Source organism: Shinella sp. NM-101 (assembly GCF_021401195.1).
Lineage (GTDB): Bacteria > Pseudomonadota > Alphaproteobacteria > Rhizobiales > Rhizobiaceae > Shinella.
On sequence record NZ_JACBFT010000002.1, the window covers coordinates 111,637 to 133,784 of the forward strand.

General features: G+C 67.1%; 19 protein-coding genes. 15 read left to right on the plus strand and 4 right to left on the minus strand.

Annotation, left to right across the window (positions count from 1 at the left end; translation table 11 throughout):
- The first annotated feature begins 2 nt into the window (after positions 1-2).
- The 4 genes from paaD to paaZ all read left to right on the plus strand — a co-directional run bounded on the left by paaD (position 3) and on the right by paaZ (position 4,561).
- Positions 3-527: a 1,2-phenylacetyl-CoA epoxidase subunit PaaD gene (paaD, locus tag L0976_RS04405; protein ID WP_234186295.1), complete on the plus strand. Its 525-nt coding sequence runs from the start codon at positions 3-5 to the stop codon at positions 525-527.
- A gap of 121 nt (positions 528-648) precedes the next feature.
- On the plus strand, positions 649-1,725 hold the full coding sequence (gene paaE, locus L0976_RS04410) for a 1,2-phenylacetyl-CoA epoxidase subunit PaaE (RefSeq protein ID WP_234186296.1): 1,077 nt from the start codon (positions 649-651) through the stop codon (positions 1,723-1,725).
- Between the two features lie 11 nt (positions 1,726-1,736).
- On the plus strand, positions 1,737-2,492 hold the full coding sequence (locus tag L0976_RS04415; RefSeq protein ID WP_234186297.1) for a Phenylacetic acid catabolic protein: 756 nt from the start codon (positions 1,737-1,739) through the stop codon (positions 2,490-2,492).
- 11 nt (positions 2,493-2,503) lie between these two features.
- Positions 2,504-4,561: a phenylacetic acid degradation bifunctional protein PaaZ gene (paaZ, locus tag L0976_RS04420; RefSeq protein ID WP_234186298.1), complete on the plus strand. Its 2,058-nt coding sequence runs from the start codon at positions 2,504-2,506 to the stop codon at positions 4,559-4,561.
- Between the two features lie 84 nt (positions 4,562-4,645).
- Here the strand turns inward: paaZ and L0976_RS04425 are convergent, their stop codons facing one another.
- From L0976_RS04425 to paaG, 4 genes are all read right to left on the minus strand, one after another.
- A complete protein-coding gene (locus L0976_RS04425) occupies positions 4,646-5,242 on the minus strand; it encodes a TetR/AcrR family transcriptional regulator (RefSeq protein WP_203316206.1) in 597 nt (198 codons plus the stop codon).
- A 99-nt stretch (positions 5,243-5,341) separates the two neighbouring features.
- Positions 5,342-6,652 carry a phenylacetate--CoA ligase PaaK gene (paaK, locus tag L0976_RS04430; RefSeq protein WP_234186299.1) on the minus strand — a complete coding sequence of 437 codons (1,311 nt, stop codon included), beginning with the start codon at positions 6,650-6,652 and terminating at the stop codon, positions 5,342-5,344.
- 36 nt (positions 6,653-6,688) lie between these two features.
- Positions 6,689-7,135, minus strand: a complete 447-nt coding sequence (paaI, locus tag L0976_RS04435) for a hydroxyphenylacetyl-CoA thioesterase PaaI (protein WP_234186300.1) — start codon at positions 7,133-7,135, stop codon at positions 6,689-6,691.
- Positions 7,132-7,920, minus strand: a complete 789-nt coding sequence (paaG, locus tag L0976_RS04440; protein ID WP_234186301.1) for a 2-(1,2-epoxy-1,2-dihydrophenyl)acetyl-CoA isomerase PaaG — start codon at positions 7,918-7,920, stop codon at positions 7,132-7,134. The genes paaI and paaG overlap by 4 nt, the downstream gene beginning before the upstream one ends.
- 101 nt (positions 7,921-8,021) lie before the next feature.
- On the opposite strand from paaG, the gene paaN reads away from it, so the two are divergent.
- From paaN to L0976_RS04495, 11 genes are all read left to right on the plus strand, one after another.
- Positions 8,022-9,683, plus strand: coding sequence for a phenylacetic acid degradation protein PaaN (paaN, locus tag L0976_RS04445; protein ID WP_234186302.1), 1,662 nt, complete (start codon positions 8,022-8,024; stop codon positions 9,681-9,683).
- A 46-nt stretch (positions 9,684-9,729) separates the two neighbouring features.
- Positions 9,730-10,878: an ABC transporter substrate-binding protein gene (locus L0976_RS04450; RefSeq protein ID WP_203316201.1), complete on the plus strand. Its 1,149-nt coding sequence runs from the start codon at positions 9,730-9,732 to the stop codon at positions 10,876-10,878.
- A 78-nt stretch (positions 10,879-10,956) separates the two neighbouring features.
- Positions 10,957-11,829: a branched-chain amino acid ABC transporter permease gene (locus L0976_RS04455; RefSeq protein ID WP_203316200.1), complete on the plus strand. Its 873-nt coding sequence runs from the start codon at positions 10,957-10,959 to the stop codon at positions 11,827-11,829.
- Positions 11,830-11,831: 2 nt separating this feature from the next.
- Entirely contained in the window at positions 11,832-12,788 is a 957-nt protein-coding gene (locus L0976_RS04460) for a branched-chain amino acid ABC transporter permease (protein ID WP_234186303.1), read from the plus strand.
- Positions 12,785-13,570 carry an ABC transporter ATP-binding protein gene (locus tag L0976_RS04465; protein WP_234186304.1) on the plus strand — a complete coding sequence of 262 codons (786 nt, stop codon included), beginning with the start codon at positions 12,785-12,787 and terminating at the stop codon, positions 13,568-13,570. The genes L0976_RS04460 and L0976_RS04465 overlap by 4 nt, the downstream gene beginning before the upstream one ends.
- Positions 13,557-14,258, plus strand: a complete 702-nt coding sequence (locus L0976_RS04470; protein ID WP_234186305.1) for an ABC transporter ATP-binding protein — start codon at positions 13,557-13,559, stop codon at positions 14,256-14,258. The genes L0976_RS04465 and L0976_RS04470 overlap by 14 nt, the downstream gene beginning before the upstream one ends.
- 4 nt (positions 14,259-14,262) lie before the next feature.
- Positions 14,263-16,323 carry a 3-hydroxyacyl-CoA dehydrogenase NAD-binding domain-containing protein gene (locus tag L0976_RS04475; protein ID WP_234186306.1) on the plus strand — a complete coding sequence of 687 codons (2,061 nt, stop codon included), beginning with the start codon at positions 14,263-14,265 and terminating at the stop codon, positions 16,321-16,323.
- An 80-nt stretch (positions 16,324-16,403) separates the two neighbouring features.
- The gene (locus L0976_RS04480) at positions 16,404-17,330 is read left to right on the plus strand and encodes a helix-turn-helix domain-containing protein (protein ID WP_203316195.1); all 927 of its coding nucleotides are present in this window, start codon (positions 16,404-16,406) and stop codon (positions 17,328-17,330) included.
- 114 nt (positions 17,331-17,444) lie between these two features.
- Positions 17,445-18,851: an aldehyde dehydrogenase family protein gene (locus tag L0976_RS04485; RefSeq protein WP_234186307.1), complete on the plus strand. Its 1,407-nt coding sequence runs from the start codon at positions 17,445-17,447 to the stop codon at positions 18,849-18,851.
- Positions 18,852-18,874: 23 nt separating this feature from the next.
- The gene (locus tag L0976_RS04490) at positions 18,875-20,854 is read left to right on the plus strand and encodes a tyramine oxidase (RefSeq protein WP_234186308.1); all 1,980 of its coding nucleotides are present in this window, start codon (positions 18,875-18,877) and stop codon (positions 20,852-20,854) included.
- A gap of 349 nt (positions 20,855-21,203) precedes the next feature.
- Positions 21,204-22,115 carry an ABC transporter substrate-binding protein gene (locus L0976_RS04495; protein WP_203316192.1) on the plus strand — a complete coding sequence of 304 codons (912 nt, stop codon included), beginning with the start codon at positions 21,204-21,206 and terminating at the stop codon, positions 22,113-22,115.
- Positions 22,116-22,148 lie beyond the last annotated feature (33 nt).

Sequence of the window (22,148 nt, forward strand, 5' to 3'; positions counted from 1 at the left end):
CGATGGATCCGGCGCTCCGTCCCTCGGTGGATGAGGTCTGGCACTGGCTTTCCGAGGTGCCGGACCCGGAAATCCCGGTCATCTCGCTCACCGATCTCGGCATCATCCGCGATGTCGTCTGGCAGGGCGATACGCTGGTGGTGACGGTGACGCCGACCTATTCGGGCTGTCCCGCCACCACGGTGATCAACCTCGATATCGAGACGGCGCTGAGGGACAAGGGCCTTTCCAGGGTGCGGCTGGAACGCCAGCTCTCGCCGGCCTGGACAACGGACTGGATCAGCGCCGGGGGCCGGGAAAAGCTCAAAGCCTATGGCATCGCCCCGCCGGTCGACGGCACGGCCGCCGACGGCGTGCTGATGAAACGCATCGACCGGCTTTCCGGCCGCTCGAACCTCACCATCGCCTGTCCGCGCTGCGGATCGACGAACACCGAAAAGATCAGCCAGTTCGGCTCGACGCCCTGCAAGGCGAGCTATCGCTGCACCGACTGCCTGGAACCGTTCGATTACTTCAAGTGCATCTGACCCTAGAGCGTGCCTGGCAAACACTGGTCCGCCTGACACGCTCTAGTTTCTTGTTTACCGCATTTTCCGACGCCGAAGCGATGCCGCTTCAGCTGGAATGCTCTAGGGAGAGGGCCCGCACATGGCACGTTTTCATCCCCTGACCGTGACCGACGTTCGCCGCGAGACGCGCGATGCGGTGGTGGTCACGCTCCGGCCGTCCGACGAGGACCGGGCCGTCTTCGATTTCACGCAAGGCCAGTACCTGACCTTCCGCCGCAGGTTCGAGGACGAGGAACTGCGCCGCTCCTATTCGATCTGCGCGGGCAAGGACGAGGGCGTCCTGAAGGTCGGCATCAAGCGGGTCGACGGCGGCTGCTTCTCCACCTGGGTCAACGAGAACCTCAAGGTCGGCGACACGCTGGAGGCCATGCCCCCGATGGGTGCCTTCTTCACGGCGCTGGAGCCGGATGTCGGCAAGCACTATCTCGGCTTTGCCGGCGGCAGCGGCATCACGCCCGTCCTCTCGATCGTCAAGACGGTGCTGTCGCGCGAGCCGCGTTCCCGCTTCACGCTGGTCTACGCCAACCGGCAGATCAGCTCCATCATGTTCCGCGAGGAGCTGGAGGACCTGAAGAACCTCTATCTCGGCCGTCTCTCGGTGCTGCATGTGCTGGAGAGCGAGGCGCAGGACATCGACCTCTTCACCGGCCGCGTCGACGCCGAGAAATGCGCCGCGCTGTTCAAGGGCTGGATCGACATCGCGTCGGTCGCCACCGCCTTCATCTGCGGCCCGGAGCCGATGATGCTGGCGATCGCCGCGGCGCTGCGCGAGCACGGCCTTCGCGACGAGCAGATCAAGTTCGAGCTCTTCGCCTCCTCGCAGCCCGGCCGGGCGCGGCGGAAGGTCGAGCAGGCCAACGGCGCCGACCACGGCGCGGCCTGCGAGGCGACCGTCACGCTGGATGGCGCCACGCGCGTCTTCAAGTTCCCCAAGCAGGGCCAGAGCCTGCTCGACGCGGCGCTCGAAAACGCCATGGACGCGCCCTATGCCTGCAAGGCCGGCGTCTGTTCCACCTGCCGCGCCAAGGTGCTGGAAGGCGAGGTCGAGATGGAGACCAACCACGCGCTCGAGGACTACGAGGTGCGCCAGGGCTACGTGCTGACCTGCCAGTGCTACCCGCTCACCGACCGCATCGTCGTCAGCTACGACCAGTAAGGGAGCTCGCCATGTCCAATACGATGCCGATCGAGGATTACCTGGCCAGGGGCGGCGTTCTCTCGTCGCCGGCCAACGTGCCGCCGCGCTATCGCGGCGAGCTCCTGCGCCTGATGGCGAGCTTCGTCGACAGTGAGCTGGCGGGCTCGGCCGGCTTTGCCGATACCATCAACGATGCGCCGGGCATCCAGGAGCGCATCTCCGCCGCCCGCATCGTGCTGGAAAAGGCCGACCATGCCGGCCAGGTCCTCGGGGTGATGGAGACCTTCGGGGCCGATGGCGGGCGCTACGCCGTGCACCATCCCTGGGCCGAGCGGCTCGCCCGCGAGGCCGATATCGGCGCGGCGCGGCAGGGCGGCGACATGCGCCTTTCCGTCTTCCACTACCCGCTCCAAGGCTGGGTGGATGCGGTGGTCATGAACGTTTTGATGGGCCGGGCGAGCGTCGTGCAGCTCAAGGAACTGTCGCGCGTCTCCTACCAGCCGCTCGCCGAGGTCTTCCGCGCCGTTCTGCCGCGTGAGACGCGCCATGCCGAACTCGGCCTTGCCGGCCTCGTGCGGATCGTCGAGGACGAAGACGGCCGCGCGAAGGCCAGGGCCTCGGTCGCCTACTGGTATCCCCGCGTTGCCGCGAGCTTCGGCCATTCGGGTTCCGCCCGCTTCGAGACGCTGTCGCGTTTCGGCCTCCGGCACACGCCCAACGAGACCCTGCTCGCCGAATGGCGGGCGGAGGTCGATGCGCAGCTTTCCGCGCTCGGACTGAATTGAAAGGAAGACAGATGAACGTCATGGCAAACCGGCCGCGCCGGCTCGAAAGCTATGTCGGCGGCCAGTGGGTCGCCGGGGCGAAGGAAGGCGTGCCGCTGCTCGATGCCTCGACGGGCGCGCCGGTCGCCTTCATCGATTCCACCGGCGTCGACTTCAGGGCGGTCCTCGCCCATGGCCGCGACAAGGGCGGCCCGGCGCTGCGCCGCATGTCCTTCCATGAACGCGCCGCCATGCTGAAGGCGCTCGGCCTTGCGCTGATGGAACGGAAGGAAGAGTTCTACGCCCTCTCGACCGCGACCGGCGCCACCCGCGCCGATAGCTGGGTCGATATCGAGGGCGGCATCGGCACGCTGCTCTCCTATGCCTCCAAGGGGCGGCGCGAGCTGCCGAACACCCGCGTCCTGCTCGACGGCGACGTGGAGCAGCTTTCCAAGGACGGTACCTTTTCCGCGCAGCATATCCTCAGCCCCCTGCAAGGCGTCGCGATCCATATCAATGCCTTCAACTTTCCCTGCTGGGGCATGCTGGAAAAGCTGGCGCCGACGCTGCTGGCCGGCGTTCCGGCCGTCGTCAAGCCGGCCAGCCAGACGGCCTATCTCACCGAGCTCATGGTCCGCCGCATCGTCGAGACGGGCATCCTGCCGGACGGCGCCTTGCAGCTGGTCTGCGGCTCGGTCGGCGACCTGCTTGATCATGTCGAGGGCCAGGACGCGGTGACCTTCACCGGCTCGGCCGCCACCGGCCAGCGCCTCAAGACACACAAGGCGATCGTCGGCAATTCCGTCCGCTTCACCATGGAGGCCGACAGTCTCAATGCCGCCGTCCTCGGTCTCGACGCCGCGCCCGGCACGGAGGAATTCGACCTCTTCGTCAGGGAAGTCGCCCGCGAGATGACGGTGAAGGCCGGGCAGAAATGCACGGCGATCCGCCGCGTCATCGCGCCGCGCGCCCACAGCGACGCGCTCATCGAGAGCCTCAGGGATCGTCTCGGCAAGACGGCCATCGGCAATCCCGCCGACGAGGCTGTCCGCATGGGCCCGCTTGCCAGCCTCGACCAGCGCGAAGAGGTGCGCGCCCGGATCCGCGAACTTTCGGCGGATGCGCAGATCGTGGCGGGCGATCCCGACAATCCGAGCGTTGCATCGGGCGATGCCGTCGCCGGCGCCTTCCTCAACCCGGTCCTGCTCTATTGCGACAAGCCGGCTTCGGCCCGCGCGGTCCATGATGTCGAGGCCTTCGGTCCGGTCAGCACCGTCATGCCCTACGACACGGCGGAGGAGGCGGTCGATCTTGCCCGGCGCGGCAGGGGGAGCCTCGTCGCCTCGGTCTTCACCAACGATCCCGGCTTTGCCGAGGAGGTCGTGCTCGGCCTTGCACCTTTCCATGGCCGGGTGATGATCGGCAACCGCGTCAGCGCCAAGTCTTCCACCGGGCACGGCTCGCCGCTGCCGGGCCTCGTGCATGGCGGCCCCGGCCGGGCGGGCGGCGGCGAGGAACTGGGCGGCATGCGCGGCGTGAAGCACTACATGCAGCGCACCGCGGTGCAGGGCGCGCCGACCCTGCTGTCGGCCGTTACCGGGCGCTGGATGCCGGGCGCGCAAGCGCATGCCGGTGGCGAGCATCCGTTCCGCAAGTCGCTCGGGGAGCTGAAGATCGGCGACCAGCTGATCACCGCCTCGCGTACGGTGACGCTCGACGACATCGAGCATTTCGCCAATTTCACCGGCGACACCTTCTATGCCCACATGGACGAGGAAGCCGCCAAGGCCAACCCGTTCTTCGACGGGCGCGTGGCGCACGGCTATCTCATCGTCTCCTTCGCCGCCGGCCTCTTCGTCGATCCGGCGCCGGGCCCGGTGCTCGCCAATTACGGCGTCGACAACCTGCGCTTCCTGACCCCGGTCAATCCGGGTGATACGCTCACGGTGCAGCTCACCTGCAAGGAGATCAATCCGCGCGCCAATGCCGAGCACGGCGAGGTGCGCTGGGATTGCCAGGTGACCAACCAGACGGGCGCCACCGTCGCGCAATACGACGTGCTGACCATGGTGGCCAAGACGAGGGAGTGAGCCGTCACGTCCACCGGCATGTTCCGCGCGGGGGGACCTGCGGCATGGCCGGTTCAGGAGGCAAGGAGATGGTGTGCGTAAGCTTCAGGTTACGGCTTTGACGCCTTCGAGTATCAGCGTCGTTGCAATATCCGCATATTCGTCCCGCGTGATCGGCCCGTTGGGACGGAACCACATATAGACCCAGTTCATCATGCCGAAGAGCGACATGGTGACGGGCATCAGCAGGGGGCGATCCTTGTTGAGATCGGGATTGATGTCGCCGATGACGCCGGAGAAGCGCTTGACGATCTGCCGCTCGATCGCCTGCAGTTCGGAAAGCTGCTCCTGCGAGAGGGCGCTGGTGCCGTTGAGCTGCACCTTGTGCTCGTTGTCGGCGCCCTCGTAGTTCTCCAGCACGGCCTTGACGAGCATGCGCAAGCGATCCTGCGGCGGCAGGTCCGGGCGGTCGGCCGCCTCGATCGCGCTTTCCAGCTCCGTCAGGTGCGTGCGCACGATGTCGAAGATCAGCGCGTCCTTGCTCGGATAGTAATGGTAGAGCAGCGCCTTGGAGACATTGCTGTGCGAGGCGATCATCGACATGGAGGCCTTCTCCATGCCCATCTCGGCGAAGACCGCCGCCGCGCTTGTCAGAATGCCGCGCTGTTTTTCCTCGAAATCGACTGCGCGCGTGCGTGCCATGGGAAACCTGTTCTGCTTTTTTACCGGGTCGACGGCCGCTTCGGGAGGGCGGCCGCCCTCCCTATACACGCTCGTTCCCCTACCGGACCATCCCGGTGCTCATTCTTTCGGCCGGTTGTCGACCACCCGCTTGGCCTTGCCCTCCGAACGCATGACGCCGCCGGGCTCATGCACCTGGATCTTGGTCGAGACGCCGACCACGCTCTTGATGTGATGGCCGAGTTCCTTCGCCGAGCCAGCGCGTGCGCCCTCGTCGGCCGATTCCGGCGTACATTCGACATGAACCGTCATGTTGTCCATACGCCCGACGCGGGTCAATTCGATCTGGAAGTGCGGCGCAAGGCCGCGGCATTTCAGGATCTGTTCCTCGATCTGCGTCGGGAAGACGTTGACGCCGCGCAGGATCATCATGTCGTCCGAGCGGCCGGTGACCTTTTCCATCCGGCGCATGGAGCGGGCGGTGCCGGGCAACAGCCGCGTCAGGTCGCGCGTGCGGTAACGGATGATCGGCAGGCCTTCCTTCGTCAGCGTCGTGAAGACGAGTTCGCCGAGCGCACCGTCCGGCAGCACCTCGCCGGTCACGGGGTCGATGATCTCGGGGTAGAAGTGGTCTTCCCAGATGTGCAGGCCGTCCTTGGTCTCGACGCATTCGTTGGCCACGCCCGGCCCCATGACCTCGGAGAGGCCGTAGATGTCGACGGCGTGCATGTCGAAGGACTGCTCGATCTCCTCGCGCATGGCGTTCGTCCACGGCTCGGCCCCGAAGATGCCGACGGCGAGCGAGCTTTCGCGCGGATCGAGGCCCTGGCGGCGGAACTCGTCGAGGATGGAGAGCATGTAGGAGGGAGTCACCATGATGATGCGCGGCTTGAAATCCTGCATCAGCGTGACCTGGCGCTCCGTCATGCCGCCGGAGATCGGCACGACGGTGCAGCAGAGCTTCTCGGCGCCGTAATGGGCGCCGAGGCCGCCGGTGAAGAGGCCGTAGCCATAGGCGACGTGCACGATGTCGCCGGGCCGGCCGCCCGAGGCGCGGATCGAGCGGGCGACGACGCTCGCCCAGGTGTCGATGTCGTTCTGGGTATAGCCGACGACCGTCGGCTTGCCGGTCGTGCCCGACGAGGCGTGGATGCGGGCGAGCCTTTCACGGGGCACGGCGAACATGCCGAAGGGATAGGTGTCGCGCAGGTCCTTCTTGGTGGTGAAGGGGAATTTCGCAAGATCCGCCAGGGTCTTGAGGTCGGAGGGGTGGACGCAGGCCTCGTCGAAGCGCTGGCGGTAGAAGGGGGAATTCTCGTAGGCGTGGGCCAGCGACCACTTCATGCGCTCCAGCTGGAGCGCGGAGATCTCGTCACGCGAGGCCGTCTCGATCGCGTCGAGGTCTCCGGGGCGGGGGGAAAGGTCTTCCATGAATGTCTCCTCCGAGAATGCGGGACGGCGCCGGCCTCAGCCTTGCTCCGGCAGATGGGCGCCCTTGATTGTTCGCGAGTGGCCGCGGAACTCCGCGACATGCTCGCCCTCCTGGTTGGTGATGCGGATATCGTAGATCCCGCCCCGTCCGCGGCGCGACACCTCCCGTGCCGTGGCCGTCAGCCGGTCGCCCCTGAAGGCCGGTGCGATGTAGGTCACCGAACAGTGCTGGGCGACGGTGCGCTGGTTGTAGGTGTTGCAGGCGAAGGCGAAGGCCGAGTCCGCGAGCGTGAAGATGTAGCCGCCATGGCAGGTGCCGTGACCGTTCGTCATGATGTCCGTGACGGTCATGGCGATCGTCGCTTCGCCGGGGGCGACGGAAACGAGTTCCATGCCGAGATGGCGCGTGGCATTGTCGTCGTCCCACATGACCCTGGCACAGGCGCCGGCAAGCGCATCGGGGGAAAGGCTGGCGGCATTCATCGGCCCTTGAACTCCGGCTTGCGCTTTTCGAGGAAGGCGGAAACGCCCTCGGCATAGTCGGCGCTGCGGCCGGCTTCGCGCTGCAGGTCGCGTTCGAGGTCGAGCTGCTGGTCGAGCGAATTGGTGGCGGCGGCTTGGATGGCGCGCTTCGTCATGCCGAGGCCCTTCGTGGGGCCGGCGGCAAGGCGCGTGGCGAGGGCCGTCGCCTCTTCCACGAGCCTCTCGTCGTCGACGGCGCGCCAGATGAGGCCCCAGTCGGCGGCGGTCTCGGCGCCGATCGGTTCGGCGGTGAGCGCCAGCGCCTTGGCGCGCGCCTCGCCGATGAGGCGCGGCAGGCTCCAGGTGCCGCCGGAATCCGGCACGAGGCCGATTTTGGCGAAGGCCTGGATGAAGCGGGCGGAGCGGGCGGCGAGCGTGATATCGCAGGCGAAGGCGATATTGGCACCGGCCCCGGCGGCAACGCCGTTGACGGCGCAGACGACGGGCTTTTCGAGGCTGCGGATGAGGCGCAGCAGCGGGTTGTAGAAGGTCTCGATCGTGTGTCCGAGATCCGGCGCGCCCTTGCGCGGGTCACGGTCGCCGAGGTCCTGGCCGGCGCAGAAGCCGCGGCCGGCGCCGGTCAGCAGCACGGCGCGCACGTCCGCATCCGCGTGGGCGCGCTCGAAGCCGGCGCGCAGCGCAAGGTGCATCTCCTCGTTGAAAGCGTTGAGCTTGTCGGGGCGGTTCAGCGTAAGGCTCAGAACGCCATCGGCAAGGGCCGATAGAATGGTGTCGGATTCGGACATGATACCTCCCTGCCGCCCTTCCCGGGAGCGACCGTAAAAAAACTCTTGCATAAACCGACCGGTCAGTCAATTATAAAAGCATGACCTGGGAGGAGCCAGACATGACCGGACTTTTCGAGCGCCACCGCCCGACGCTGACCGCCGCCCTCGCGGCAGCGGCCAGGCGTGATTTCTGGTCCGCCTATCCCGAGGTGCCGAGCGGCAAGATCTACGGCGAGACCGCCAGGGACGACGGCCTTGCCGCCTACAAGGCACGGCTCGGCAAGCCCTTCGACCTCGCCGGCCATCCCTCGGACGGCACCGTCGGTGCGGAAGTCTCGCCTTACGGACCCGCCCTCGGCATCACCTATCCCGCCGCCTCCGTCGACAGGCTCGTCTCCGCCTCGCGCGCCGCCGCCTCCCGATGGGCGGCCGCAGAGCCGCAGGTGCGCGTCGGCATATGCCTCGAAATCCTCGCCCGCCTCAATGCCCTGAGCTTCGAAATGGCGAACGCCGTCATGCACACGACGGGTCAGGCCTTCGCCATGGCCTTCCAGGCCGGTGGTCCGCATGCCCAGGATCGCGGCCTGGAGGCCGTCGCCTATGCCTATGCCGAGATGGTCCGCACGCCGGCAAGGGCGACCTGGACGAAGCCGCAGGGCAGGGGCGAGCCCATCGTCCTGGAAAAGCACTGGCGCATCGTACCGCGCGGCGTCTCCCTCGTCATCGGCTGCAACACATTCCCGACCTGGAATAGCTATCCCGGCCTCTTCGCAAGCCTTGCCACCGGCAACACCGTCATCGTCAAGCCCCACCCGGCGGCAATCCTGCCGCTCGCCATCACGGTCGAGGTCGCCCGGCAGGTGCTGGCGGAGGAAGGGTTTGCGCCCGACGTGGTGTTGCTCGCCGCCGACGCGCCCGGTTCGGAGATCACCCGCGCGCTCGTGCAGCATCCTGAGGTCGCCATCGTCGATTATACAGGCTCGGGCAGCTTCGGCGGCTGGGTGCGCGCCAATGCAGGCGACGCGGACGTTTATACGGAAGAGGCGGGCGTCAATTCCATCGTGATCGCCGATACCGACGATTTTGCCGGCATGTGCGGCAACATCGCATTCTCGCTGTCGCTTTATTCCGGCCAGATGTGTACGGCGCCGCAGGATATCTTCGTGCCGCGCGGCGGCATCGAGACGAACGAGGGCCATAAAAGCTTCGATGAAGTCGCGATCGGCATCGCCGCCGCCGTCGATGCCCTTCTCGCCGATCCGGCCCGTGCGGCCGGCGTCTGCGGCGCCATCGCCAATCCCGCGACGCTGGAGCGGATCGCCGAAGCGCGCCAGCTCGGCCGGGTGGTGCGCGATTCCGCGCCGGTCGAAGGTCTCGGCGACGCGCGCACCGCAACGCCTCTCATCCTTGCCGTCGATGCGGCGGATGGCGAAGCCTATGCCGAGGAACGCTTCGGCCCGATCGCCTTCGTCGTGGCGGTGGACGATGCCGCCGACGGCGTGGACCGGGCCGCCGGGCTTGCCGAGCGCAAAGGGGCGATCACGGCCGCGCTTTATGCGACCGAGGAAGCACGGATCCTCGCCGCAGCCGACCGTTTCGCTTCGGCCGGCGTCAACCTTTCGGTCAACCTGACCGGCGGCATCTACGTGAACCAGAGCGCCGCCTTCAGCGATTTCCACGTCACCGGCGCCAATCCGGCCGGAAATGCCAGCCTCACGGATGCGGCCTTCGTCGCCAGCCGGTTCCGCGTGGTGATGTGGCGCCGTCCTGCGGCGGGGTAGAGGGAGCCCGATTCCAGATTTTTCACCTGTTGGGAGGAGAACCGACATGAAACTTTCCGTCACCACCGCGCTTGCCGGCACGCTTGCGCTCGTCCTCGGCCTTGCCGCGCCCGCTCTTGCGGACATCAGGATCGGCGCGACCATTTCCGAGACCGGCCCAGCCTCCTTCCTCGGCGACCCCGAGGCCAAGACGCTCAAGATGCTGGTCGAGGAGATCAATGCGGCCGGCGGCGTCAACGGCGAGAAGATCGAGCTGATCGTCTATGACGATGGCGGCGACCCGAACAAGGCGCGCACCTTCGCGACCCGCCTCATCGAGGACGACGAGGTCGTCGCCGTGATCGGCGGCACCACGACCGGCACGTCCATGGCCATCATCCCGGTCTTCGAGGATGCCGAGGTGCCCTTCATCTCGCTCGCCGGCGCCATCGAGATCATCGACCCGGTGCGTCCTTACACCTTCAAGACGCCGCACACGGACCGCATGGCCTGCGCGAAGATCTTCGAGGACATGAAGAAGGCTGGCATCGGCAAGATCGGCATGATCTCCGGCTCCGACGGCTTCGGCGCCTCCATGCGCAAGCAGTGCCTGGAGATCATCGGCGAGTACGGCATCGAGGTGCTGGCCGACGAGACCTACGGCCCGACCGACGCCGACATGACGCCGCAGCTCACCAACATCAAGGGCAAGGACGGCATCCAGGCCGTGCTGAACCCCGGCTTCGGCCAGGGCCCGGCCATTGTCACGCGCAACTACGCGCAGCTCGCTGTCGGCCTGCCGCTCTACCAGTCGCACGGCGTTGCCTCGGACGGCTTCATCGAGCTTGCCGGCGCGCAGGCCGCCGAAGGCGTGCGCCTGCCGGGCACCGCGCTCCTGGTCGCCGGCCTCCTGCCGGAGAGCGATCCGCAGCGCGCCGTGGTCGTCGCCTACAAGGAGGCCTACGAGAAGGCGACCGGCAAGCCGGTCTCGACCTTCGGCGGCTATGCCCATGACGCGCTGCGCATCCTTGTCGACGCGATCCAGCGGGCGGGCAATGCCGAGCCCTCGGCCATCCGCGATGCGATCGAGGCGACGAAGGGCTTCGTCGGGACCACGGGCACCGTCACCATGACGGCCGAGGATCATCTCGGCCTCGACCTCTCGGCCTTCCGCATGCTGCAGATCGAAAACGGCGGCTGGAAAATCATCGAGTAATCGAGTGCCCGTCCCGGCCGGCCCCGCGCCTTGACCGCGCCGGGCCGGGGGAACCCGTCACGCGAAGCGGAGGCATTCATGCCCGAACTCCTGCAATTCCTTCTATCCGGGATCACGGTCGGCGCGGTCTATGCGCTGGTCGCCCTCGGCTTCACGATCATCTACAACGCCTCAGATGTCGTGAATTTCGCCCAGGGCGAGTTCGTCATGCTCGGCGGCATGATCACCGTCTTCGCGCATGCCGCCGGTATGCCGCTGCCGCTTGCCGCACTTATCGCCGTCATCGCCACGGCGGGCGTCGGCGTCGCGCTGAACAAGCTCGCCATCGAGCCGGCGCGCGGCGCGCCGGTCGTCTCGCTGATCATCATCACCATCGGCGCCTCCATCTTCATCCGCGGCGCCGCGCAGCTCGTCTTCGACAAGCAGATCCACCGCTTCCCGGCCTTTTCCGGCGACCAGCCGATCGCCATCGGCGGCGCGACCATCCTGCCGCAGAGCCTGTGGGTCATTGCCGGCGCGCTCGCCGTCTTCTTCTGTCTGTGGCTGTTCTTCACGCGCACGCTGACCGGCCGGGCTGTGCTGGCGACGGCGAACAACCGCGTCGCCGCCCAGCTCGTCGGCATCAACACCAACTATGTGATGACGCTTTCCTTCGCCATGTCCGCCGCAATCGGCGCGCTTGCCGGCGTGCTGGTGACGCCGATCACGCTGACGAGCTACGACGTCGGCCTCGCGCTCGCGCTCAAGGGTTTCGCCGCCGCCATGCTGGGCGGCATGGGCAATCCGAAGGGTGCGCTGGCCGGCGGCCTGCTGCTCGGCATCCTGGAGGCGATGACGGCGGGCTATATCAGCTCGCAGTACAAGGATGCGGCGGCCTTCATCGTCATCCTCGCCGTTCTCTTCGCCATGCCGCAGGGCCTTTTCGGCCGCAAGTCGACGGATCGGGTGTGACCATGCGGCTTTCCAGCAAGGCGACCACGCTCCTCATCCTCGCCGCGGTCATCGCCATCGCGCCGGTGTTCTTCCCGTCGTCCTACTATTTCCGCGTCGGCTCGCTGATCTTCGTCAACGGCCTTGCGGTGACGGGTCTCGTCATCCTCATCGGCTATGCCGGCCAGATCAGCCTCGGCCATGCGGGCTTTGCCGGCATCGGCGCCTATGCCTGCGCGCTGGCGCCGGTCCATCTCGGCCTGCATCCGGCGCTCGCCGCCGTGCTCGGGGCGTTCCTCTCCGCCGCCATCGCCTTCCTCGTCGGCCGGCCGATCCTGCGTCTCAAGGGCTACTATCTCGCGGTCGCCAGCCTCGGCTTCGGCATCCTCGTCTCGATGGTGCTCTCCAACGAGGCACAACTGACGGGCGGGCCTGACGGCATGGCGGTGCCGGAGCTCGGTCTTCGCGCCGCGCTGAAGGCCGTCGGCATCGACCTGTCAAACACCGCGTTCTGGTATGCCTTCTCCGGCCTCGTGCTGGTGATCGGCGCCTGGCTCGCGCTCAACCTTCATCACAGCCCGACCGGCCGCGCGCTGAGGGCCCTGCACGGCTCGGAGATCGCGGCCCGTACGGTGGGCGTCGACGTTGCGCATTACAAGCTCGTCGCCTTCGTCATCTCGGCCGTCTATGCCTCGGTCTCGGGCTCGCTGCTCGCGCTGCAGAACAAGTTCATCACGCCCGACGTCGGGGGCTTCATGCATTCCATCGAGATGGTCACCATGACGGTTCTCGGCGGGGCGGGGTCGGTGCTCGGCGCCATCCTCGGCGCCGCGATCCTCACCACGCTGCCGCAGGTGCTGACGGTCTTCCAGGAATACGAACAGCTCATGCTTGGCCTCGTCATGATGCTCGTCATGATCTTCATGCGCGAGGGCCTGCTGCCCTCGATCACGCGCCGCATCCGGGGGAGGGGAGAATGAGCCTGCTTCAGATCGAAGGCCTCGGCATCGATTTCGGCGGCCTGCGCGCCGTGAACGATGTCGGTTTCTCCCTGAAACCCGGCGAGATCGTCTCCGTCATCGGCCCGAACGGCGCCGGCAAGACGACGCTCTTCAACATGATCTCGGGCGTCTATGCCCCGGCGCGGGGACGCGTCGTGCTCGACGGCGAGGACGTCACGCGCATGCCGCCGCACCTGCTCGCCCGCCGCGGCCTGTCGCGCACCTTCCAGAACCTGCAGATCTTCCAGTCGATGAGCGTTCTGGAAAATGCCGTCTCCGGCCATCACCTGCACGAGCGCGGCGCCGTGCTCGCCGACCTCTTCTCGCTGCCCGCCGCGCGCCGCCGCAGCAAGCAGTCGGAGGAAAGCGCACGGGCGCTGCTCGACCGTGTCGGCCTCGGTCGCGCCGCCGAGCAGGAGGCGGGCTCGCTGTCCTACGGTGCGCTGAAGCGGCTGGAGATCGCCCGGGCGCTGGCGCTGAAGCCGCGCGTTCTCCTGCTCGACGAGCCCGCGGCCGGCTGCAATGCCGTCGAGACGGAGGAGATCGACCATCTCATCGCGCAGGTCGCCGCCGAAGGCGTGTCGATCCTCCTCGTGGAGCACGACATGAAGATGGTCATGCGCATTTCCAACCATATCGTGGTGCTCGATCACGGCGAGAAGATCGCGGAGGGCGAGCCGGCGGTAATCGCGCGCGACCCGCGCGTCATCGAGGCGTATCTCGGCGCCCAGGCGACGGAGGCTGACAATGCTGACGGTTGAGGGACTGCGCTCGCGCTATGGCCGCATCGAGGTGCTGCACGGCATCGACCTCGACGTGGCGTCCGGCGAGATCGTCACCGTGGTCGGCGCGAACGGCGCGGGCAAGACGACGCTGCTCAAGTGCCTTTCCGGCATCCAGCCGGTCTCGGCGGGATCCATCCTCTTCCGCGGCGAGGCGCTGACATCCGTGCCGGCGCATCGCCGCGTGCAGCGCGGCCTTGCCCAGTCGCCGGAGGGCCGGCAGATCTTCACCAACCTGACGGTGGAGGAGAACCTGCGCCTAGGCGCCTATCTCTTCGCCGACGAGAAAGTGGACCGGGACAGGGAGGACGCCTTTGCGATGTTCCCGATCCTCAGGGAGAAGCGGAACCTTGCGGCGGGCGGACTTTCCGGCGGCCAGCAGCAGATGCTGGCGATCGCCCGCGCGCTGATGGGGCGCCCCTCCTGCCTGCTGCTCGACGAGCCCAGCATGGGCCTTGCGCCCATCCTTGTCGCGCAGATCTTCGATGTGGTCAAAAGCATGAAGGCGCTCGGCGTCACCGTGCTTCTCGTCGAGCAGAACGCCTTCGGCGCGCTTTCCGTGGCGGACCGGGGTTATGTCATGGAGACGGGGCGCATCACCATGTCCGGCCCCGCCGCCGAACTGATCGCGGACGAACGCATCCGCGCCGCTTACCTGGGAATATGAGACCATGACCGTCACCATCGCCCGCGAGGGCTCCATCGCCGTCGTCACCGTGGACAATCCGCCCGTCAACGCGCTGTCGCAGGCGCTGCGCCAGGCGCTGGTGGAGGCGGTGGCGGAACTGGATGCGGATGGCGCGGTGAAGGCCGTCGTGCTGATCTGCGCCGGGCGCACCTTCATCGCCGGGGCGGATGTCGGCGAGTTCGGCAAGCCGCCGCAGCCGCCGCACCTGCCGGACGTGGTGGCGCGCATCGAGGGCGCAAGCAAGCCCTGGGTCGCGGCCATACACGGCAGCGCGCTCGGCGGCGGCCTTGAAGTGGCACTCGGCTGCGCCTATCGCGTCGCGGTTGCCTCGGCCAGCCTCGGCCTGCCGGAAGTCAGGCTCGGCATCATCCCAGGCGCCGGCGGCACGGTGCGCCTGCCGCGCCTGATCGGCCCCGCCGCCGCGGTGGACCTCGTGACGGGCGGCAGCCCGGTGGGCGCGAAGAAGGCCGAAGGCCTCGGGCTTGTCGATGCGGTGATCGACGGCGACCTGCGCGCCGGCGCGATCGCTTTTGCCGGCGACATCGCCGCAAAGCCCCTGCCGCAGCCGATCTCCGCCCGCGCGGTGCCGGCAGTCGAGGATGGTTTCTGGGAAAGCGCGGAAAAGGCCGTCGTCGCGAAGGCGAAGCGCGAGGCCGCGCCGCTGCGGGCGCTCGCTTCGATCCGCAATGCCAGCCGGACGGATTTTGCCGCCGGCATGGCGTTCGAGCGGGAGACGTTTCTGGAACTGCGCGGCTCGGCGCAGGCCGCGGCGCTGCGCCATGTCTTTTTCGCCGAGCGCGCCGCGCCGCGCCCGCCCGAGCTTTCCGGCGTCACGCCACGCGCCATCCGCTCCGCGGCCGTCATCGGCGGCGGCACGATGGGCGCGGGCATCGCCGCGGCGCTCCGCGATGCCGGCCTGCCGGTGGTGCTGGTCGAGCGCGATGGCGCGGCGGTCGAACGCGGGATGGCCAATATCCGCGCGATCTATGACGGTGCCGTGAAACGCGGGCGTCTTGTGCAGGCCGTCGCGGACGAACGCATGGCGGGCGTTGCCGGCGGCAACGACTACGGGCTGCTCGCCGATACCGACCTCGTCATCGAGGCGGTCTTCGAGGACCTTGCCGTCAAGCGCGCCGTTTTCGAAAGGCTTTCCGGGATCTGCCGGCCGGATGCCGTGCTCGCCACCAACACCTCCTATCTCGACCCTGCCGCCATCAGCGAGGGCATCGGCCATCCGGAACGCTTCCTCGGCCTGCACTTCTTCAGCCCCGCGCATGTCATGAAGCTGCTGGAGATCGTGCCCACGGGGACGACCGCGCCGGATGTGCTGGCGACGGGCTTCGCACTCGCCCGCCTGCTCGGCAAGATCCCGGTGCGCGCCGGCATCTGCGACGGCTTCATCGGCAACCGGATCTTGAAGGTGACGCGGGCGCAGGCCGAGCGGTTGCTGCTGTCGGGCGCGGCGCCTTCGACCGTCGATGCCGCCATGCGGGCCTTCGGCCTGCCGATGGGGCCTTTCGAGGCGCAGGATCTCGGCGGTCTCGACATCGCCGCCTTCCAGCGCAGGGCCGCCCGCGAGCGGGGCGAAACCCCCTTCGCGCCGGTCGCGGACCGATTGTGCGCCGCCGGGCGCCTCGGCCAGAAAGCCGGCGGCGGCTGGTACGACTACATGCCGGGCGAGCGCACGCCGACACCATCCGAGGCGGTGGTGGCGATCATCGCCGAAGAGGCCGCCGGCCGGCCGCAGCGGGCGTGGGAGGAGGCTGCGATCGCCGACGCCATCGTGCTGCCCATGGTCAACGAGGCGACGCGCATCCTGGAAGAGCGCGTCGCGTTTCGCGCCGCAGATGTCGATCTCGTGAAGATCCACGGCTACGGTTTCCCGCGCTGGCGCGGCGGCCCGATGCATTATGCCGAGGCGCGGGGCCTTTGCGAGGTCCTGGCCGTGCTCGACCGGCTTTGCGCGGACGGTCTTGCCGAGCCGCCTTGCGCCGGCCTTCGTCGTGCGGCGGAAGCCGGCGGTTTTTCGCTGCTTGCAGGCTAGAGAACGATAGGCAAGCGCGGCGGACTGTGGTGAGATAGTTTTGGGAGAAGACGCTTTCTGCTAGAGCCGGGGAGGGCACGATGCAGTCGCTGATAACGCCGGGACACAAGCCGGTGCCGGTAGAAATTCTGGAGGCGGAGATCAGGAGGGTCTGCGGCTCTTTCGCCCTGGAGCCGATGGGGCGCACGGGTGTCGTCAACGGCGACGTCACCACGCGCCGCGTCGGTTCGTTCGACACGGCGATCGTCGCGCTCGACGCGTCCGAGGTCGCTCGCAACACCCGCGCCATCCGGCAGGATCCCGGCGAGTATTTCTTCCTGCTTGTGCAGGATGCCGGCCAGTGTCGCATCGAACAGGGCGACCAGGTGGCGGAACTGTCGCCGGGCGACATGTTCCTCGTCGATTCCGTCCGGCCCTCCACCTTCCTCTATCGCGGCGAGCGATCCAACCAGCTCTCGCTGCACATCCCGCGCGAGGAGATCGTGCATCGCTTCGGAACGGCCTGCGCCGGCGGCCTTTCGATCTCGCGGGCCGATCCCCTCTGGCTCGCCATGCGCGCGGTCATCGCCAAGATGATCATGGAGGAGGGCGGGCAGGCACAGCTCGGCGAAGCCTTCCTCTGCCTGATGGGCGCCTATCTGCACTCGACGCGCATGGCGGGCAGCCCGGCGCCCGCCGAAACGCTGCTTTCCCGCGCGCTCGCGATGATCGACCGCTACCGGGCCGATCCTGCCTTCGGGCCGCGTGAACTCGCCGTCCGCCTCAACGTCTCGGAACGCATGCTGCAGCGGCATTTCCGTCCGCTCGGCGAAACGCCCGGCCACCGGCTGCTCAACCGCCGGCTGGAGCTCGCTCATGCACGGCTGTCCGCCCGCCGGGGCGAGCAGCCCTCCGAGGGCGTCACCGCGGTCGCCTTCGACTGCGGCTTCAACGACCTTTCCTATTTCTACCGCGAGTTCCGCAAGAAATATGGCATGACGCCGGGCGCGGTCGCGCGCTGCCATTGACGCTTTTGTCCAAAAGGCGGGACGGCGCCGTCCAAGTGCGATGCGCCGCCCGACGCTATCTTCTGACATGAGATGGTCCGCCGGAGGAGGCGGGCCGTTCATGGAGGAGGCGGAATGATGGAACCCAAGGCAACCATCGGCGGCAAGCCGGCGAGCACCGGCTCGGACCTTGCCGTCGTCAACCCGGCGACGGGCGAGGAGATCGGCCGCGCGCCGAACATGGGCGGCGCCGAGCTCGATGCGGCGGTCGCGGCCGCAAAGGCGGCCTTCGCGTCATGGTCGGCGCAGAGCGACGAGGCGCTGCAGGCGGCCTGCGCGGCCGTGGCGGCGAAGATCGAGGAACACGCCGGCGAGCTTGCCGAGATCATCACGCTGGAGCAGGGCAAGCCCCTGAACGGCCTCGGCTCGCGCTGGGAGGTCGGCGGCGCGGTCGCCTGGGCCGGCTACACGGCCGGGCTCTCGCTACCGGTCAAGGTCCTGCAGGACAACGAGCAGGGCCGCATCGAGCTTCACCGCAAGCCGCTCGGCGTCGTCGGCTCCATCACGCCGTGGAACTTCCCGGTCATGATCGCCGTCTGGCATATCCTTCCGGCGCTGCGCACCGGCAACACCGTCGTCGTCAAGCCGTCGCCCCATACGCCGCTGTCGACGCTCAGGCTGGTCGAGATCATGAACGAAGTGCTGCCGCCGGGTGTCGTCAACGTGGTGACGGGCGACGACAGGGCGTTCAATCTCGGGGGCGCCATGTCGGCACACCCGGACATCCGCAAGATCGTCTTCACCGGCTCCTGCGCCACCGGCCAGAAGGTCATGCAGTCCGCGGCCGAGACCATGAAGCGCCTGACGCTGGAAATGGGCGGCAACGACGCCGGCATCGTGCTGCCGGACGCCGATCCGCAGACCATCGCCGAAGGTCTCTTCTGGGGCGCCTTCATCAACAACGGCCAGACCTGCGCGGCGATGAAGCGGCTCTACGTGCACGAGACGATCCACGACGCGGTCTGCGAGGCGCTCGTCGCCTATGCGCGCAACATCCCCGTCGGCAACGGCATGGACGAGGCGAGCATTCTCGGCCCGATCCAGAATCGCATGCAGTTCGACAAGGTCTCGCGCCTCGTCGCCGATGCGCGCGAACGCGGCAAGGTGCTGCTCGGCGGTGCGCCGGGCGAGGGGCTGTTCTTCCCGCCGACCATCATCTGCGGCCTTCGCAACGGCGATGCGCTGGTCGACGAGGAGCAGTTCGGTCCGGCCCTGCCTGTCATCCGCTATCGCGACGTCGAGGAGGCGATCCGGCTTGCCAATGACAGTCCCAACGGGCTCGGCGGCTCGGTCTGGTCGTCGGACATCGCGGCGGCGAAGAAGGTTGCGAGCCGCATGGCCTGCGGCTCCGTCTGGATCAACAAGCACGGCGCCATCCAGCCGAACGCGCCCTTCGGCGGCGTGAAGTCCTCCGGCCTCGGCGTCGAGTTCGCCGAGGAGGGCCTTGCCGAATACACCGACATCCAGGTGGTCTTCGCCTGATAAAGCAAAGAGAGGGAACGATCATGAGACTGATGAAGCATCTTGCCTCGACGGCACTGGCGCTCGGCCTTGCCGCCACGGCTGCCGCGGCCCATCCGCTGGACGGGCTGACGGCCGAGGAATACCAGAAGATCAACCAGATCCTGCGCGATGGGAAGGTCGTGGACGACGCCACGCTCTATCCGCTCATCGAACTGAAGGAGCCGGCCAAGGCCGACGTTCTCGCCTGGAAGGAGGGCGACAGCCTCGACCGCAAGGCGACTGTCTATTTCACGGGCGCCGACGGCTTCGGCGAGGCGGTGGTCAACATCACGCAAGGCACGGTCGAGAGCAATGAGAAGACCAAGGGGCAGCCCATGGTGCTCTTCACCGAATTCATGAACGCGCTGGAAGGCGTGCTCGGCCATCCGGACATGGTGGCGGGCCTCGAAAAGCGCGGCCTGAAGCCGGAAGAGGCCTTCTGCCTGCCGCTCACCGCCGGCAACTTCTTCACCGACGAATACACCAATTCCCGCCTGATGAAGGTGCCCTGCTACAAGGTGCCCGACGGTTCCAACTTCTACGCCAAGCCGATCGAGGGCCTCTTCGCCATCTATGACATCGGCAGGAAGGAAGTGCTGCGCGTCATCGACACCGGCGCCATCGACGTGCCGAAGGACGGCTGGGGCTACACGGAGGAAGAGGTCGCCAAGCGCGTGCCGCTGCGTGCCGACTTCAACCCCGTCAAGCTGGTGCAGGATGGCGGGCCGAATTACAAGATCAATGGCAGCCATCTCGAATGGGACATCTGGCGCCTCAACTTCCGCGTCGACAAGCGCCCCGGCCTCGTCATCTCCAACCTTGACGTCAACGATGACGGCACCTGGCGCTCGGTCATCTACCAGACGCACCTGTCCGAGGTCTTCGTGCCCTACATGGACCCGTCGGAAGGCTGGTACTGGCGCACCTACATGGACAGCGGAGAATACGGCTTCGGCCTGTTCCTGACGCCGCTGCGCGCCGGCGTCGACTGCCCGGCCCATGCCACCTTCCTGCCGGCGACGATCGCCGACGACAAGGGCGCGCCGCTCGTCATCCCCAATGCGATCTGCGTCTTCGAGCGCAGCATCGGCGACCCGGCCTGGCGTCACTTCGAGGTCTTCGCCCAGACCCCGGAAAACCCGATTCCGCCGGAAGGCCGCCCGGCGACGGAACTCGTCGTGCGCACGGCCTCCGAGGTCGGCAACTACGACTACCTCATCGACTACCGCCTGCAGCAGAACGGCCAGGTCAACATCTATGTCGGCGCCACGGGCCTCGATGCGGTGAAGGGCGTGGCCTCGACCTCGATGAAGGATGCGACGGCCAGGGAGGACACGGCCCACGGCACGCTGATCGCGCCGAACCTCGTCGCCGCCAACCATGACCACTACTTCAACTTCCGCATCGACTTCGACGTCGACCAGCCGGTCAACCACTTCTCGACGATGGACATCGTGCCGGCCAAGCTCGACCCGTCGAGCCCGCGCAAGTCGATGTGGACGGTCGAGCACAAGATGCCGCAGACGGAGATGGAGGCGCGCTACAAGCTCTCGTCCATGCAGCCGCGCTACTTCCACATCTCCAACCCGTCGCGCGAAGGCTATCTCGGCCATGAGCCGGGCTACATGATCCACCACGGCGACGTTTCCTACGGCCCGTTCGACTTTGCCAACGATCCGCCGATGAAGCGCAACGCCTATATCGAATATTCGGTCTGGAACACGGTCTACGACCCGGAACAGCGCTATGCGGGCGGCAAGTTCGCCATGCAGAGCGACGGGTCCGACACGCTCGCCGAATGGGTCAAGAAGGACCAGAGCCTGATGGGCAAGGACGTCGTCACCTGGTTCTCCGCCGGCTTCCATCACATCCCGCGCATGGAGGACTGGCCGGTCATGTCGACGGAGTGGAAGACCGTGCACATCATGCCGCACAACTTCTTCGCCCATAACCCGGCGTTGACGATCCGCAACCCGAAGTAAGAGGTCAAGGCCCGGGTTTCCCGGGCCTTTTCCTTTCGGCAGGTTCCCCGCTGCCGGACGCCCGCGACGGCCGCCGCCGCGCCGCAGGCAATGGAATTCCTTTCGGAAAATGGCTTCGGCCCCGCCGGGCGCGGCCCGAAATTGCACCACGCTTCTATTGCCAAGCCCGTTCTCTTCGCGCAATCTTGAAAGCGCTTTGAAGGTGGCAACAAAAACCGTGCGTGCACCCTCGACGCAGTCTATTTTTTGCGATCGCCTGCCATATATGAAATTCCTTGCCCCGACGGGCCGTCCCAAACGTGGTGAAAATACCGCCACGGGTTCCCGCACAGAACGAAAGGTTTACCTCATGCGCCCAGTCGTCAAATTCCTCGGAGCAGCCCTGGCCCTCGGCCTTGCAGCCGGCGCCGCTCAGGCCCAGGTCGTCGTCTCCTCGAAAATCGACACCGAAGGCGGGGTGCTCGGCAACATCATCCTTTCGGTGCTGAACGCCAACGGCATCGAGACGACGGACCGCGTGCAGCTCGGCGCGACGCCCGTCGTGCGCCAGGCGATCATCGCCGGCGAGATCGACATCTATCCGGAATATACCGGCAACGCCGCCTTCTTCTTCGAGAAGGCCGACGATCCGGCCTGGAAGGATGCGACCAAGGCCTATGAACTCGCCAAGACCCTCGATTACGACGCCAACAAGATCGTCTGGCTGACGCCCTCGCCGGCCAACAACACATGGGCGATCGCCCTTCGCAAGGATGTCACCGAGCCGAATAAGCTCGTGACGTTGACCGATTTCGGCAAATACGTCGCCGATGGCGGCCAGGTGGTTCTCGCCGCCTCGTCCGAATTCGTGAACTCGGCCGCCGCGCTTCCGGCCTTCCAGACGACCTACGGCTTCACGCTGAAGCCCGAGCAGCTCATCACGCTTTCGGGCGGCGACACGGCCGCGACGATCGCCGCCGCCGCCAACCAGACGAACGGCGCCAATGCCGCCATGGTCTACGGCACGGACGGCGGCATCGCGCCGTCGGGCCTCGTCGTGCTGGAAGACGACAAGGGCGTGCAGCCGGTCTACCAGCCCTCGCCGATCATCCGCGAAGAGGTGCTGAAGGCCAATCCGCAGATCGAGGAAATCCTGAAGCCCGTCTTCGAGAAGCTCGACCTCGTGACGCTGCAGGACCTCAACGGCCGCGTGCAGGTCGGCGGCGAGCCGGCCAAGGCCGTCGCCGAGGACTTCCTCAAGAAGAACGGCTTCCTCAAGTAAGCTGCCCTGGTCCCCCGTCCTTCGGCGGGGGAC